At 68.1% G+C, this 15,167-nt stretch carries 11 protein-coding genes; 4 read left to right on the plus strand and 7 right to left on the minus strand.

From position 1 onward, the window contains the following. Positions 1-16 precede the first annotated feature (16 nt). The gene (gene uvrA / locus ACFYO0_RS32200; RefSeq protein ID WP_388683132.1) at positions 17-3,046 is read right to left on the minus strand and encodes an excinuclease ABC subunit UvrA; all 3,030 of its coding nucleotides are present in this window, start codon (positions 3,044-3,046) and stop codon (positions 17-19) included. 222 nt (positions 3,047-3,268) lie between these two features. Between uvrA and ACFYO0_RS32205 the strand changes: the two genes are divergently transcribed. Next, the gene (locus ACFYO0_RS32205; protein ID WP_388683135.1) at positions 3,269-3,997 is read left to right on the plus strand and encodes a maleylpyruvate isomerase family mycothiol-dependent enzyme; all 729 of its coding nucleotides are present in this window, start codon (positions 3,269-3,271) and stop codon (positions 3,995-3,997) included. Positions 3,998-4,007: 10 nt separating this feature from the next. Next, positions 4,008-4,664 carry an MBL fold metallo-hydrolase gene (locus tag ACFYO0_RS32210; RefSeq protein ID WP_388683136.1) on the plus strand — a complete coding sequence of 219 codons (657 nt, stop codon included), beginning with the start codon at positions 4,008-4,010 and terminating at the stop codon, positions 4,662-4,664. A 354-nt stretch (positions 4,665-5,018) separates the two neighbouring features. On the opposite strand, the gene aroQ is transcribed toward ACFYO0_RS32210, so the two are convergent. Next, on the minus strand, positions 5,019-5,492 hold the full coding sequence (gene aroQ / locus ACFYO0_RS32215) for a type II 3-dehydroquinate dehydratase (RefSeq protein ID WP_388683138.1): 474 nt from the start codon (positions 5,490-5,492) through the stop codon (positions 5,019-5,021). A gap of 113 nt (positions 5,493-5,605) precedes the next feature. On the opposite strand from aroQ, the gene ACFYO0_RS32220 reads away from it, so the two are divergent. Beyond that, positions 5,606-6,652, plus strand: coding sequence for a S66 peptidase family protein (locus ACFYO0_RS32220; protein ID WP_388683140.1), 1,047 nt, complete (start codon positions 5,606-5,608; stop codon positions 6,650-6,652). 110 nt (positions 6,653-6,762) lie between these two features. Here ACFYO0_RS32220 and ACFYO0_RS32225 read toward each other — a convergent pair whose 3' ends face one another. From ACFYO0_RS32225 to ACFYO0_RS32245, 5 genes are all read right to left on the minus strand, one after another. Next, positions 6,763-7,764, minus strand: a complete 1,002-nt coding sequence (locus tag ACFYO0_RS32225) for a TerC/Alx family metal homeostasis membrane protein (RefSeq protein WP_388683141.1) — start codon at positions 7,762-7,764, stop codon at positions 6,763-6,765. Between the two features lie 320 nt (positions 7,765-8,084). Beyond that, a complete protein-coding gene (locus tag ACFYO0_RS32230; protein WP_388683144.1) occupies positions 8,085-10,064 on the minus strand; it encodes a TerD family protein in 1,980 nt (659 codons plus the stop codon). Between the two features lie 37 nt (positions 10,065-10,101). Further along, entirely contained in the window at positions 10,102-10,680 is a 579-nt protein-coding gene (locus ACFYO0_RS32235; RefSeq protein ID WP_055615261.1) for a TerD family protein, read from the minus strand. A 140-nt stretch (positions 10,681-10,820) separates the two neighbouring features. Next, positions 10,821-12,959 (minus strand): excinuclease ABC subunit UvrB, encoded by a 2,139-nt coding sequence (uvrB, locus tag ACFYO0_RS32240; protein ID WP_388683147.1) that lies wholly within the window; start codon positions 12,957-12,959, stop codon positions 10,821-10,823. Between the two features lie 40 nt (positions 12,960-12,999). Next, a complete protein-coding gene (locus tag ACFYO0_RS32245) occupies positions 13,000-13,863 on the minus strand; it encodes an MHYT domain-containing protein (RefSeq protein WP_388683149.1) in 864 nt (287 codons plus the stop codon). A 276-nt stretch (positions 13,864-14,139) separates the two neighbouring features. Between ACFYO0_RS32245 and ACFYO0_RS32250 the strand changes: the two genes are divergently transcribed. Next, on the plus strand, positions 14,140-15,015 hold the full coding sequence (locus ACFYO0_RS32250) for a glycerophosphodiester phosphodiesterase (protein ID WP_388683151.1): 876 nt from the start codon (positions 14,140-14,142) through the stop codon (positions 15,013-15,015). Positions 15,016-15,167: the final 152 nt, after the last annotated feature.

The raw sequence follows: 15,167 nt of genomic DNA on the forward strand, positions 1-15,167 counted from the left end.
CGCGTACGAACCCGGCTCAGGCCTTCCGGGCCCCCGCCGTCTTCTTCGCCGGAGTCGCTTTCCTGGTGGCCGCGTCCGCCTTCTTGGTGGCGGTGGTGTTGGCGGTCCTGGCCGTCGCCGCCGTCCTCGTCATCGACTTGGCGGCCACCGTCTTCTTGGCCCCCACCTTGCGCGGGGCCTTCACCGGTTCGGCGTCGCTGACGCGCTCGGCGCCCAGCACCTCCCTCAAGAACTTGCCGGTGTGGCTCGCCGGCACCCCCGCGACCTGCTCGGGCGTGCCCTCGGCGATGACGAGGCCGCCACCGTTTCCGCCCTCGGGGCCCATGTCGACGACCCAGTCCGCGGTCTTGATGACGTCGAGGTTGTGCTCGATGACGATGACCGTGTTGCCCTTGTCGACCAGGTCCGACAGGACCGAGATCAGCTTGCTGATGTCTTCGAAGTGCAGACCGGTGGTCGGCTCGTCGAGTACGTAGACCGTACGTCCCGTCGACCGCTTCTGGAGTTCGGAGGCCAGCTTCACGCGCTGGGCCTCGCCACCGGAGAGGGTCGGCGCGGGCTGGCCGAGCCGCACATAGCCGAGACCGACGTCGTTGAGGGTCTTCAGGTGGCGCGCGATCGCGGGCACGGCCTCGAAGAAGCCGTGGGCCTCCTCGATGGGCATGTCCAGGACCTCGGAGATGGACTTGCCCTTGTAGTGGACCTCCAGCGTCTCCCGGTTGTAGCGCGCCCCGTGGCAGACCTCGCAGGGGACGTACACGTCCGGCAGGAAGTTCATCTCGATCTTGATGGTGCCGTCACCGGAGCAGTTCTCGCAGCGGCCGCCCTTGACGTTGAAGGAGAAACGCCCCGGCATGTAGCCGCGGACCTTCGCCTCGGTCGTCTCGGCGAACAGCTTGCGGACGTGATCGAAGACTCCGGTGTACGTCGCCGGGTTCGACCGGGGAGTGCGGCCGATGGGCGACTGGTCCACGTGCACGACCTTGTCGACGAGGTCGTCGCCGTCCACGCGCGTGTGCCGCCCGGGAACGTTCCGGGCGCCGTTCAGCTCGCGGGCCAGGTGGGTGTAGAGGATGTCGTTGACGAGTGTCGACTTTCCGGAGCCCGAGACGCCCGTGACGGCCGTGAGGACGCCCAGGGGGAAGGACACGTCGATGTCCTGGAGGTTGTTCTCGCGGGCGCCGTGCACGGTGAGCTTGCGGATCGGGTCGGCGGGGCGGCGGATCTCCGGGAGTGCGATCTCCTTCTTGCCCGCCAGGTACTGGCCGGTCACCGACTCGGGGTTGGCCAACAGCTCCTTCAGGGGGCCGCTGTGTACGACCTTTCCGCCGTGCTCCCCCGCGCCGGGGCCGATGTCGACGACCCAGTCGGCGACCTTGATCGTGTCCTCGTCGTGTTCGACGACGATGAGCGTGTTGCCCATGTCCCGCAGCCGGACCAGGGTCTCGATGAGGCGGTGGTTGTCGCGCTGATGCAGCCCGATGGAGGGCTCGTCCAGGACGTACAGGACGCCTACGAGGCCGGAGCCGATCTGGGTGGCCAGGCGGATGCGCTGGGCCTCGCCGCCGGAGAGGGTGCCCGCCGCGCGGTTCAGCGAGAGGTAGTCGAGGCCTACGTCGACGAGGAACCGCAGCCGTTCGTTGACCTCCTTCAGGACGCGCTCGGCGATCTTCTTGTCGCGCGCGTTGAGCTTCATCTCGCCCAGGAATTCCGCGCAGTCGCTGATGGACATCGCGGAGACCTCGGCGATCGACTTCCCGAGGACGGTGACCGCGAGGATGAGGGGCTTGAGGCGTGTGCCCTCACAGGTGGGGCAGGGCACCTCGCGCATATAGCCCTCGAAGCGCTCGCGGCTCGCGTCGCTCTCGGCTTCGCTGTGCCGCCGCTTCACGAAGGGGACGGCCCCTTCGAAGGGCGTGGTGTAGACGCGCTCGCGGCCGTAGCGGTTTCTGTACCGCACCTCGATCTGCGTCTTGTGCCCGTACAGGAGGGCCTTCTTGGCGCGCTGCGGGAGGCCCGCGAAGGGGATGTCGGTCCGGAATCCCAACGCGTCCGCGAGGGCTCCGATCAGACGCCCGAAGTAGTCCTTGGTGTGCCCGTGCGACCAGGGGTGGATGGCTCCCTCGTCGAGGGACTTCTCCTCGTCGGGGACGATCAGCTCGGGGTCGACCTCCATGCGTGTACCGATACCCGTGCACTCCGGGCAGGCGCCGAAGGGCGAGTTGAAGGAGAAGGAGCGGGGCTCCAGCTCCTCGAAGGACAGGTCGTCGTACGGGCAGTAGAGGTGCTCCGAGTACATGCGCTCGCGCTCGGGGTCGTCCTGGGGGAGGTCGACGAAGTCGAGGACGACCATGCCGCCGGACAGGCCGAGCGCGGTCTCAACGGAGTCCGTGAGGCGGCGCTTGGCGCCCTCCTTCACCGTGAGGCGGTCGACGACGACCTCGATGGTGTGCTTCTCCTGCTTCTTCAGCTTCGGCGGTTCGGAGAGCTGGATCGTCTCTCCGTCGACCCGGGCCCGGCTGTACCCCTTGGTCTGGAGATCGCCGAAGAGGTCGACGAACTCGCCCTTGCGCTCACGCACCAGTGGCGACAGGACCTGGAAACGGCTCCCCTGGGGCAGCTCCAGGACCTTGTCGACGATCGCCTGCGGCGACTGGCGGGAGATGGGGCGACCGCACTCGGGGCAGTGCGGCTTGCCGATGCGCGCGAAGAGCAGGCGCAGGTAGTCGTAGACCTCGGTGATGGTGCCGACCGTCGAGCGCGGGTTGCGCGAGGTTGACTTCTGGTCGATGGAGACAGCCGGCGACAGGCCCTCGATGAAGTCGACATCCGGCTTGTCCATCTGCCCGAGGAACTGCCGGGCGTACGAGGACAGCGACTCGACGTACCTCCGCTGTCCCTCGGCGAAGATCGTGTCGAACGCGAGCGAGGACTTGCCCGACCCGGACAGACCCGTGAAGACGATGAGCGAGTCGCGCGGGAGGTCGAGCGAGACGTTCTTGAGGTTGTGCTCGCGCGCCCCACGGACGATGAGACGGTCGGCCACGCCGGTCCGCACCTTTCTTGAGAGAAGTGACAGGGGCGGGCCCCCGTCTTTTCTCAGACTAGGGGGAGCCACTGACAGCGCCGGTTGGTTTCCCTGGTTGGTAACAATCCCGGGCCATCCAGCATGCCCGACGCCGCGCCTGAGCCTATAGCACGCACATTCGATTTGCAGGGGCGGTCCTCCACCTTCACCCGAACGTGAGGCGGAGCTAGGGTCGTTGCCATGAACGATCATGTGCGCGACCTGGCGTCAGTACGTGACGCGACCGAACGACTGCTCACCGCAGCGGCCAAACTCGACAACGCCTCCGTGGCCGAGCCGTCACGGCTGCCCGGCTGGAGCCGCGGCCATGTCCTGGCCCACCTCGCCCGCAACGCGGACGCTCTCGTCAATGTTCTCGAAGGGCGCCCCATGTACGCCTCCGCGGACGCCCGCGACGCCGACATCGAGCGGGACGCGCCACGGCCGCTGAACGTCCAGCTGGCCGACCTACGAGAGAGCGCGGCCCGCTTCCAGGCGACGGGCGCCGCGCCTGCGGACTGGTCCCGCACGGTGGAGCTGCGCAACCGGGTTACCGACGCGGCATCCCGGGTGCCGTTCCGGCGGTGGGTCGAGGTGGAGCTGCATCACGTGGATCTGGGGATCGGGTACGAGCTGGAGGATCTTTCCGAGGAATTCACTCAGCGGGAGATCAACTTCCTCGCCGAGCGCTTCCGGGGCCATCCCGACGTACCCGCCCTGCTGATCAAGCAGGATGACGGCCGCATGATTCCCACCGGAGCCGTCGAGTCCGTCTCCCAGGAGCAGATCCGGAGCGGCTACGTGCCACCTCTTCCCGAGCTCACGGTCAGCGGCCGTCGGGCGGACCTCCTCGGCTGGCTCTGCGGCCGCCGCGACGGTTCCGCGCTGAGCACCGATGGCGGTCCGCTCCCCGCACTCCCTCCGCTATAGGCTGAAGAACATGACGTACAGCGGAGCGGTGAAGGTCGGCGGACCTGCGGATGTGCACGAGTTGCAGGACCTGATGATCTCCAAGGTCGCGGTCGGCCCGATGAACAACAACGCCTATCTGCTGCGCTGCCGGGCCACCGACGAGCAGCTCCTGATCGACGCGGCCAACGACGCCGGGACGCTGCTGACGCTGATCGGTGCCGACGGCATCGCGTCCGTGGTCACCACTCACCAGCACGGCGACCACTGGCAAGCGCTCGCGGAGGTCGTGGCGGCCACGGGCGCGCGTACGTACGCGGGTCGTCAGGACGCGGAGGGCATCCCCGTAGCGACCGACGTTTTGGTCGACGACGGCGACACGATCCGGGTGGGGCGCGTGGAGCTGACCGCGCGCCATCTTGTGGGGCACACGCCCGGCTCGATCGCGCTCGTCTACGACGATCCGCATGGGCACCCTCATGTGTTCACGGGTGACTGCCTTTTCCCGGGTGGCGTGGGCAACACCTGGAAGGATCCAAAGGCGTTCGCCAGCTTGATCCACGATGTCGAGACGAAGATTTTCCATGTGCTCCCCGACGAGACGTGGGTCTACCCGGGGCACGGCAACGACACGACGCTGGGCGCGGAGCGGCCGCATCTGCCGGAGTGGCACGCGCGGGGCTGGTGAACTGCCCGGCGTCGGCAGTGAGTTGATGAACAGCTTGGCGTCGGGCGGGTGTTGGCCTTCGTGACTCGTCAGGCGGGGACGCGCGTTTCGCGGGCGCGCGCCGTCGCGCGCCCCGTGTGAACCGAGCGCACGCGCCGGTGTCACGCACGCGCTCCCGGCGCACGCGGCGGCGCGGTCCACTGGAGGCAGCCCGCGCAGGAAGACGCTCCTGAGCGGAGGGGCCGCCGGCCACCCGATCCCCGCCCTCAGGCCGGCGGCCCATCACGGCGGCGGTCGGTCGACGTCCGGCGGCCGGCCACCACCGTGGTGTGACGGGGCCGCGAGCCCACCCCCGGGCGGCCCGCGGCCCACGCGTCAGGCCTCCGCGCGACCCGCTCCCACCAGCGCCACGACCCGCTCCACCCCGAACACGTATCCCTGCACGCCGCAGCCCGCGATGACCCCGTCGGCGCGGAGCGAGACGTACGAGTGGTGCCGGAACTCCTCGCGCTTGTGGATGTTGGAGATGTGGACCTCCAGCACGGGCATGTCATCACAGGTGTTGAGGGCGTCCAGGATCGCCACGGAAGTGTGCGAGTAGGCGCCGGGATTGATCACGATGCCGACATGGTTCAGGCGGGCCTCGTGGATCCAGTCGACCAACTCGCCCTCGTGGTTGGACTGGCGGAAGTCCACCGTGCCGCCGTACGTGGCAGCCGCCTTGGCGCACATCCCCTCGACGTCGGCGAGCGTGTCCGAGCCGTAGATCTCCGGCTGCCGCTGGCCCAGGAGGTTCAGGTTGGGGCCGTTTAGGATCATGATCGGGGCGGTGGCGAGGGTGCGGGGCACTGTTCCTCCGGTCCTGTCGGCTGAGCCGTCGCCCGAGGGCGACGTTCAGGTCTGCTGCTCAGACTCGGTTTATCACGGTGCGCCGGAGCGGGGACGGCTCCTACGCTCCGGTCATGACGCCACCGACGTATCCGCCCAAGCCGTCGCCCGGCGACCGGATCGCCGTCATCTCGCCGTCCGCGGGACTGCCAGGCCTCTTCCCCCTCCCCTACGAGCTGGGCCTGGAGCGGCTGCGCAAGGAGTACGGCCTCGAACCGGTCGAGTACGCGACGACCCGCACGATGGGCGCGACACCTCGGGCGCGAGCCGACGACATCCACGCAGCGTTCGCCGATCCGACGGTCAAGGCGGTCATCGCGTCGATCGGCGGCGACGACCAGATCACCGTACTGCCGCTGCTGGACCGCGAGTTGATCCGCGCTAACCCGAAGCCGTTCTTCGGCATGAGCGACAACACGAACCTGCTCGCGTATCTGCACAACACCGGGATCGTCGCCTATCACGGCGCGGGAGTGATGTGTGAACTCGGCCGGCCGGGCGCCATGCACGCGCTGACCGCTGAGTCACTACGGGCCGCGCTGTTCAACACCGGGGAGTACCAACTCAGGCCCGCCGAACGCTGGCGCGACGTCGACCGCGACTGGGCAGACCCGACGACCTTCGAGTCGGAACCGGAGACCCGGCCCGGTACCGGGTGGACGTGGGTCAACGCGGACCGGGTCGTCGAGGGCCGCAGCTGGGGAGGCTGTCTGGAGATCCTCGGCCTGCTGTTGATGGCGGACCGCGAAGTCCCCCGCGATCTCTCGGTGCTCGACGGCGGAGTGCTGCTCCTGGAGACCTCGGAGGAGATGCCGAGTGGCGAGGAGGTCTTCCGCACCCTCCACAACATGGGGAAGCGCGGGCTGCTCCGACGGTTCTCGGCGCTCCTGATGGGCCGGGCCAAGACCTGGTTCTTCGAGCGTCCCAACAGCCTTGAGGAGGGCGCCCGTTACGCCGCCGAGCAGCGTGAAGCCGTCCTGCGCGCCCTGCGCATGTACGCCCCAGACATGACGATCGTCTTCGATGTGGACTTCGGTCACACCGATCCACAACTGGTCATCCCCTACGGAGGCGTGGTCCGCGTGGACGGGCCCGCACGACGCATCACGGTCACGTACTGACGGAGGCTGAGCCCCCGTATCGGCGCGGTGTGCACCGGGAAGCGGCGATCGGCAACTCGCCGACCACCGCTCCCGGTGCTGGTGGTTCCTACGCCTGCGTCCGCCTTCTGTCAGGCCTCGATGCTGTCCTTCGAAGTACCTTCGGTCTCCTTCTGCGCCGCCTCGGCCGCCGCCTGCTTCTTGGAGGCCATCAGGCTGGTGATCGTGGTGACGATCAGGACCGCGCAGATCACGCCGAGAGAGACCGGGATGGAGATCTCCGGTACGTGGACCCCGGACTCGTGCAGAGCGTGCAGCACCAGCTTGACGCCGATGAAGCCGAGGATGACCGACAGGCCGTAGCTGAGGTGGACCAGCTTCTTGAGCAGGCCGCCGATGAGGAAGTACAGCTGCCTCAGACCCATCAGCGCGAACGCGTTGGCCGTGAACACGATGTACGGGTCCTGTGTCAGGCCGAAGATCGCGGGGATCGAGTCGAGCGCGAAGAGTACGTCCGTGGTGCCTATCGCGAGCATGACGACGAGCATCGGCGTCATGACCCGCTTGCCGTTCTGCTGGATCCACAGCTTGGTGCCGTGGTAGCGGTCGGCCACGCCGAAGCGCTTCTCGGCGGCCTTGAGGAGCTTGTTCTCCTCCCACTCCTCCTCGGGCTCGTCGGCCCTGGCCTCCTGGATCAGCTTCCAGGCGGTGTAGATCAGGAAGGCGCCGAAGATGTAGAAGACCCAGGCGAAGCTGGAGAGGATCGCGGCACCCGCGGCGATGAAGATCGCACGGAGCACGAGGGCTATCAACACGCCGATGAGCAGCACCCGCTGCTGGTACTGCGAGGGCACCGAGAACTTCGCCATGATCAGGACGAAGACGAAGAGGTTGTCGACACTTAGCGATTTCTCGGTGATGTAGCCCGCGAAGAACTCGCCTGAGGGCTGTCCGCCGCCGAAGACGAGGAGTCCGAGTCCGAACAGTGCGGCCAGGACGATCCAGACGATGGTCCAGATTCCGGCTTCCTTGATCGATACGTCGTGGGGTTTGCGGCCGATGAAGAAGTCGACCGCGATGAGGGCGACAAGGCCCACGATGGTCAGGACCCAAAGGGTCGTCGAGACATCCACTGCGCCTCCGGCAGTACGTAACGGCAAATGTCAGCGTCGTCGCTGCCGGAGGTCTCTTCCACCCGGGCCCCTGGGGCGCAATGAGACGCCTGATGCCTTCGGGCCGACGCCCCGGGATCTGGCCAGATCCGTATTGACGGGCACGCCGCAGTAGTAAGGGAGTACTCCCCTCCGCACGAAAGACAGTACCCGAATCACCAAGGAAAGGTAAAGAGATTGGCAAAGAAAAGGGCAAATGAGCTGGTCAGAGGGGTTGACCAAAACTTGGCACGGCACGCGGGACTGGCTGCGACCGGGCAGGCGGCGGACTCCGCGGAGCGTCAGCGGTTCCAGGCGCGGCGAGCCGCCGCGACCTGAGTGAGGACGTGCTGGAGCACTTGACTGCCGGCAGGCACGAGCGAGGGCTCGTACGTCCACGCGTGCCCGACCCAGGGGTCGGCGAGGTGATCGTCGGGCACGGGGGTGAGGCGCAGGAGCGAGCGCCAGAGGGGGTCGAGCAGCGGTCCGTAGGCGGCGGCGTCCTCCCGGTCGGCCACCAGCATGAGGTGGACGCCGACGGCCGGACCCTCGTCCGCGAGGTAGCGCAGCTGGGTCACCGCGCGGTCGTCGAAACCATGCGGGAAGTCATTGACGATCAACAGCTGCTCAGCTGTGTCCAGGTCGGGTGGCAGTGAGTCGGCCGCACCTCCGCGGATCGCCATCTGCACCAGGTCGACGCGCTGGGTGAGCCTGGCGAGGACGTCGGTAACGCCTGCGGCGCCGGCGGCGGGCGGAGTATGGAGCACACCGGTCTGTACGAGCGGTGCGAGCGCCGAGGCTCCGGAACCCGCCGGGTCGATGACGTGCACCGTGTATTCGCCCGCCGGGTAGACGGCGAGCAGCCGGGCGGCATGCGCAACTGCTGTGTCCATGGCCAGGCGGCGCAGCTCGTCGGAGTCGGCGAGCGAGCCGTCGAGAGATCCGGCGCGGCCGCTGTCGATCCACAGGCCACGCTCCAGCGGCAGCCGTACCAGCATCGGGATGCTCAGCCCGGAGCTCTCGGGCAGCTGGAGATCGCCGAGGCGCAGGGCCATGGGGATCTCCATCGGCACGCGGTAGCCCTGCCAGACGGGGCTGTCCCAGCGCGCGAACGCCGTGGGCAGCGCGGGCTCGACGACCTCCGCCTCGGCGCTGAGCTGGGCGAGGTCGCGGTCGAGCGCGGCCCTTGCCTGGTCGACGAGCTGGGAGTGCTTGGCCCGGGCCGTCTCACGCGCGGCATCCGCCTGTCCGCCTATGCGGCTGCGCGGGTCGGACAAGACCCTGTCGAGCTCCTGTTCCATACGCGAGTCGGCGAAGTCGACGGCGCTGCGATAGGCGGCCGTGGTGCGGGCCAGATCCTCGAACATGCCCCACACCTGGTTGTAGAGCCGCTCCTCCATGGACCAGCCGGTCGCGTCGCCCGCGACCGGCTGCGCGGGCTGTCCGGGCTGGGCCGGTGGCGCTGTCGGCGGGGGCGAGGGAGGCGCGGCGGCTTGCCTGCCGGGGTGGCTGTAGTTGACCGGACCACCGCCTGTCGGCCGGGAGGGTGGCGTGGTGGCGGACGGGTCGGTCTGACCGGGTCCTGCGGGGTAGCCGGTCTGCTGGGGTACGTGGCCGGCGGCGCCCTGAGGGGCGGGGCCGCCCTGCTCGGGGCCCAGCGCCGATGGCGCGGTGTGCCGGGAGCGGTCGCCGTCGGCCGTGCGCGGCGGAGGCGCGGCCACCGAGCGTGCCAGGCCCCGGGCCACCGCTTCGTTGATGTCGTTCGCGAGCTGGGGTGCCTGGGCCAGGCCCTGGTCGGCGAGGAGTTCGGCGAGGCCCCCCGCATAGCCCTGGCCGACCGCGCGCACTTTCCAGGCCCCCTGCCTGCGGTACATCTCGAGAGCGACGACTGCCGTCTCTGCGTCGAGGCCCGTGATCGTGTAGCTGGCGATCTCGGACCCGTCGAGTCCGGTGACCGCCACAAAGGGAGCGGCGACGGAGCCGAACCGGCCGGGACCGCCGACTCCGAACGGCAGTGCGAGCAGCACACTGACCCGGTGCACGGCCTCCGTCAGTGCGTCCAGGTCGAAGGCGAGGCGGTGGTCGGCCGCCGCCTGCTTTGAGACCTCGAGGCCGGGCAGAGTGGGCGAGCCGGGGTGGGCCACCCACTCGACGCCCCGCACCTTGCCGTTCTCGTCGCTGAGCGTGGCTCCCGCCACGATCGGCTTGCCGGCGGACACCCGGACCTCGAGTCGGGCTTGGGGCAGCGGATGGTTCTGTCCCCGCACCAGCTCGGCCGTCATCGCCTTCTCCCCCTCGTTGTCGTCTGCGCCGGGCTGTCTACAGGTGCGGCAGGATCGCGGGCATCAGGTCCTGGAACGTACGGCCGTTGGCCGGCGTGCCGAGGGCGGTCATCTGCCACCCCGCGCCCGCGCGGTGCACCTTCGCCATGATCTGCGCCGTGTACTGGCCACCACCCGCGAGCGTGTAGCGAGCGAGCTCCTGGCCGTTGGTCTCGTCGACCAGTCGGCAGAACGCGTCCTGTACCTCCTGGAACGTCTGCCCCGTGAAGGAGTTCACGGTGAAGACGATCTGGTCGATGTGGACCGGGATGCGCGCGAGGTCGACGAGGATCGCCTCGTCGTCGCCGCCCTGGCCGACACCGCCGACGAGGTTGTCTCCGGTGTGCCGCACGGAGCCGTCGTCGCTGACGAGGTGACGGAAGAACACCACGTCGACCGGCTGCTTGTCCGCGAAGAGCACGGCCGAGGCGTCGAGGTCGATCTCCCGGGTGCGCGAGCCGAACAGGCCGCGGCGCGGGGCCGCCTGCCAGCCGAGCCCCATGCGCACCGCGGTCAGGGTGCCTCCGTCGTTCTTCTGCAGACTGATGGCCTGACCCTTGGTCATGTTGACCGTCACGCGCTGTTCCCCTCTCGAACGTCCCCTGTTGCCGCAGAATCCTGCGGTTGACCAGCAACCCTACGCAGGGGCACCGACAGTGCCTAAGCCTGGCCCACACTTTGTGTCGGTCTTGCAACACAGTGCGCCATTCGCGGTGGTCAGGCGATGCCCGCCTCCTTCATCTGGCGTAGTTCCTTCTTCATCTCCGAGACCTCGTCGCGCAGCCGGGCGGCGATCTCGAACTGCAGGTCCGCGGCTGCCGCGCGCATCCGCTGTGTCATCTCCTCGATCTGCTCGGCGAGCTCGGCGGCGGGGCGGTCGGTGGGCACGGTCTCCTTGGCCTTGCCCTTGGCGGGCTTGGCTCCCTTGGCCGCCTTCGAGCCGAGCGCGGGCACCGGGGCCTTCGCGCCCTTGCCGTCCTTCAGGTTGCGATAGCCCGTGCCGAGCAGCTGCTCCGTGTCGACGTCCTCGCGGGCGATCTGCGCCACGATGTCGTTGATCTTCTTACGGAGTGGCTGCGGGTCGATGCCCTTCTCCTTGTTGTACGCGACCTGCTTCTCCCGGCGGCGGTTGGTCTCCTCGATGGCCTTCTCCATCGCCGGGGTGATCCTGTCGGCGTACATGTGGACCTGGCCGGAGACGTTGCGCGCCGCGCGGCCGATGGTCTGGATCAGTGAGGTTCCGGAGCGCAGGAAGCCCTCCTTGTCGGCGTCGAGGATCGCCACCAGGGAGACCTCGGGCAGGTCGAGGCCCTCCCTCAGGAGGTTGATGCCGACCAGGACGTCGAACTCTCCGGCACGCAGTTCCCGCAGCAGCTCGACACGGCGCAGAGTGTCGACGTCGCTGTGCAGATAGCGCACGTGGATGCCCAGTTCGAGGAAGTAGTCGGTGAGGTCCTCGGCCATCTTCTTGGTGAGCGTGGTGACCAGGACACGCTCGTCCTTCTCGGTGCGCCCCCGGATCTCGTGCACCAGGTCGTCGATCTGCCCCTCGGTGGGCTTGACCACGACCTCCGGGTCGACGAGGCCGGTGGGGCGGATGATCTGCTCGACATGGCCGTCGGAGCGGGAGAGTTCGTACTGCCCCGGAGTCGCCGACAGGTAGACGGTCTGTCCGATGCGCTCCTGGAACTCCTCCCATTTCAGAGGGCGGTTGTCCAGGGCGGAGGGCAGCCGGAAGCCGTGGTCGACCAGCGTGCGCTTACGGGAGGCGTCGCCTTCGTACATGGCACCGATCTGCGGCACGGTGACGTGCGACTCGTCGATGACGAGCATGAAGTCGTCCGGGAAGTAGTCGAGGAGGGTGTTGGGCGGGGAGCCGGGCTCGCGGTCGTCGAAGTGCATCGAGTAGTTCTCGACGCCGGAGCATGAGCCGATCTGGCGGAGCATCTCCAGGTCGTACGTGGTGCGCATGCGCAGCCGCTGGGCCTCCAGGAGCTTGCCCTGCTTCTCCAGCTCGGCGAGGCGTTCCTCGAGCTCCTTCTCGATGCCGTTGACGGCCTTCTCCAGGCGCTGCGGGCCCGCCACGTAGTGGGATGCCGGGAAGACGTACAGCTGCTCGTCGTCGCTGATGACCTCGCCGGTGAGCGGATGCAGCGTGGAGAGGGCCTCGATCTCGTCGCCGAACATCTCGATGCGAACGGCCAGTTCTTCGTAGACCGGGAAGATCTCGATGGTGTCGCCGCGGACCCGGAAGGTGCCCCGGGCGAAGGCCATGTCGTTGCGCGTGTACTGGATGTCGACGAAGCGGCGCAGCAGGTCGTCCCGGTCGATCTCGTCACCGAGCTTGAGGGCGACCATCCGGTCCACGTACTCCTGCGGTGTACCGAGTCCGTAGATGCAGGAGACCGAGGCGACCACGACGACGTCACGGCGGGTGAGCAGCGAGTTGGTCGCGGAGTGGCGCAGGCGCTCGACCTCCTCGTTGATCGAGGAGTCCTTCTCGATGTAGGTGTCCGACTGCGGGACGTACGCCTCGGGCTGGTAGTAGTCGTAGTACGAGACGAAGTATTCGACCGCGTTGTTCGGCAGCAGCTCGCGGAACTCGTTGGCCAGCTGGGCGGCCAGCGTCTTGTTCGGCGCCATCACAAGGGTGGGGCGCTGGAGCTTCTCGATCATCCACGCGGTGGTCGCGGACTTGCCGGTGCCGGTCGCGCCGAGGAGGACGACGTCCTTCTCACCTGCGCGGACGCGCCGTTCGAGCTCGGCGATGGCAGCGGGCTGGTCGCCGCTGGGCGAGTAGGGACTGACGACCTCGAAGGGCGCCACCGTGCGTTCGATCTTGGATACGGGCCGCATGGAATCCACCGTACGACTCCGCACTGACAACGGGGTCTGATCACCAACGCTGCGGGGTCCGGGAGCCCGGGCGGTCGGGGCGGCGGCGCGGGCGGGTCGTGGGCCGGCGGCCGGTGTGGCGGACCATGTGGGCCGGGATGCCGGGCTTCTGCTGGACGGGGCTCCACTCGGGCTTACCCATGACCATCAGCGGGTCGAACATCACGACGACGCCGGCCAGGAACAGGAACGCGAGAGGGCCGATCAGCATGGGGGCCAGCAGGGCGGCGGGCGAGTCACCGGAGGTGACGTTGGTAGTGGCGTGCAGATGGACGCTGAGCGCGGCCATGCCCGTGTAGTGCATGCCACTGACGGCGAGGCCCATGACGAGGCTCGCGCCCACGCTCCACAGAAAGCCGCGGACCTGGCCCGCCGCCCAGAGCGCCGCGGTTGCGGCTGCAACTGCTATGACGACTGAGGCGGCCACCGTGAAGGTGTTGTAGTCGAGTTTTCCGTTGAGCCGCATTCCGGCCATGCCCAGGTAGTGCATCGTAGCGATGCCCAGGCCGGTGATGGTGCCTCCGGTGAACAGGGCCGTTCCGGAAGCCCCCTTGTAGCCGACGATGAAGATCCCGATGCCGACCATGAGGATCGCGACGCCGAGGCTCGCGAACGTGATCGGCTTGTCGTATTGGATGGGGGTCTCCTGGACGGAGAAACCCATCATCGCTATGAAGTGCATGGTCCAGATGCCGGAACCGATCGCCGCAGAGCCCAGCGCGAGCCAGCCGGGCCGCCAGGAGTGGGTGACCAGCATCGATCTGGTGGTGCAGCGCAGGCCCAGCGCACCACCGAGGCAGGCCATGAGGTACGCCACCAGCGGTGTGACGAGTCCGTAGCTGAATCCGTCGACCGTGCCCTGCATGCGCGGTTGCCCTTCCGCCCTGTTGCGTCCCGGAATTCTCTGCAATGCCCCGTCCCAGGACCGCCATGGCGGCCAGGGTTGACGCAGAGAGTATGACTCCCACCGGAGCCCTCGAACGATTTTCCGGCAAAGAAACACGCCCTTGCCTCAGTTGTGCGGCACTGGTGATCGCCGTCGGGCAACTCCGTTCAATCTGTGGCCATCCTGTACCTCCCTCCCGTTGACACTCTGCTGTCACTCTGGAGCGGTCCGTGACCACAGACGCAAGGAGTACGCATGCATGCGCGCGCTGCCGCCGGCACGACCACAGCACTCCTGGGAGCCGCCGCCCTTGTTCTGCCCCTCTCTCCCGCTCATGCCGCGGTGGGCGACGATCAGCCGATGGTCGTCGCCCACCGCGGTGCTTCCGCCTACGCCCCCGAGAACACCCTGGCCGCCATCGACAAGGCGGCGGAGCTGGGCTTCCGTTGGGTCGAGAACGACGTCCAGCGCACCAAGGACGGCGAGCTCGTGGTGATCCACGACGACAACCTGGCACGCACGACCAACGTCGAGGAGGTCTTCCCCGACCGGGCCCCGTGGAAGGTCAAGGACTTCACCGCGGCGGAGATCGCCCGCCTGGACGCGGGCAGTTGGTTCGGCCCGGAGTACGCGGGCGCACGCGTGCCGACGCTGAAGCAGTACATGAACCGGGTGTCCCGCAACCACCAGAAGCTCGTACTGGAGATCAAGAAGCCCGAGCTCTACCCGGGTATCGAGAGGGAGACCCTCAAGGTCCTCAGCAACGAGGGCTGGCTGGGTCCGCACCACGTACGGAGCAAGCTGGTCGTCCAGAGTTTCAGCGCGGACAGCGTACGGACCGTGCACGAGCTGCGGCCCGACATCAAAACGGGCTTCCTGGGCACGCCGGCGGTCGCGGAGCTGCCCGCGTACGCGAAGTTCGCCGATCAGATCAACTCGACGCACACATCCATCTCGGCCGACTACGTCTCCTCGATCCATGCGCTCAAGGGGCCGCACGGCAAGCAGCTGGAGATCTTCACATGGACCGTCGACACCGCCGACGGCGCACGACGCGTCGCGGACTTCGGTGTGGACGGCATCATCACGAACAAGCCCGACGTGGTCCGGGCTTCGCTGAACGAGCTCTGAGGCTCTCGACCGGAGCGCTCACCGGTGGCGGGGGGGGGGCGCGGCGGCCCCCCCCCCCCGGTTTGACAGGGTGGGCGGTCCGGGGCGCGCCTTGTCAGGACACGGGCGAAAAACCCCCCGGGGGGTTTGTGCCCCCGCCACCCCCACAAACG

Source organism: Streptomyces sp. NPDC006365 (genome assembly GCF_042870755.1).
Lineage (GTDB): Bacteria > Actinomycetota > Actinomycetes > Streptomycetales > Streptomycetaceae > Streptomyces > Streptomyces xiangluensis.

Excerpts from the sequence above, each read along its gene's own strand:
- ACFYO0_RS32205 (WP_388683135.1), top strand. The coding sequence starts at position 3,269 with ATGAACGATCATGTGCGCGACCTGGCGTCAGTACGTGACGCGACCGAA.
- ACFYO0_RS32210 (WP_388683136.1), top strand. The coding sequence starts at position 4,008 with ATGACGTACAGCGGAGCGGTGAAGGTCGGCGGACCTGCGGATGTGCAC.
- ACFYO0_RS32220 (WP_388683140.1), top strand. The coding sequence starts at position 5,606 with ATGACGCCACCGACGTATCCGCCCAAGCCGTCGCCCGGCGACCGGATC.
- ACFYO0_RS32230 (WP_388683144.1), bottom strand. The coding sequence starts at position 10,064 with ATGACGGCCGAGCTGGTGCGGGGACAGAACCATCCGCTGCCCCAAGCC.
- uvrB (WP_388683147.1), bottom strand. The coding sequence starts at position 12,959 with ATGCGGCCCGTATCCAAGATCGAACGCACGGTGGCGCCCTTCGAGGTC.
- ACFYO0_RS32245 (WP_388683149.1), bottom strand. The coding sequence starts at position 13,863 with ATGCAGGGCACGGTCGACGGATTCAGCTACGGACTCGTCACACCGCTG.
- ACFYO0_RS32250 (WP_388683151.1), top strand. The coding sequence starts at position 14,140 with ATGCATGCGCGCGCTGCCGCCGGCACGACCACAGCACTCCTGGGAGCC.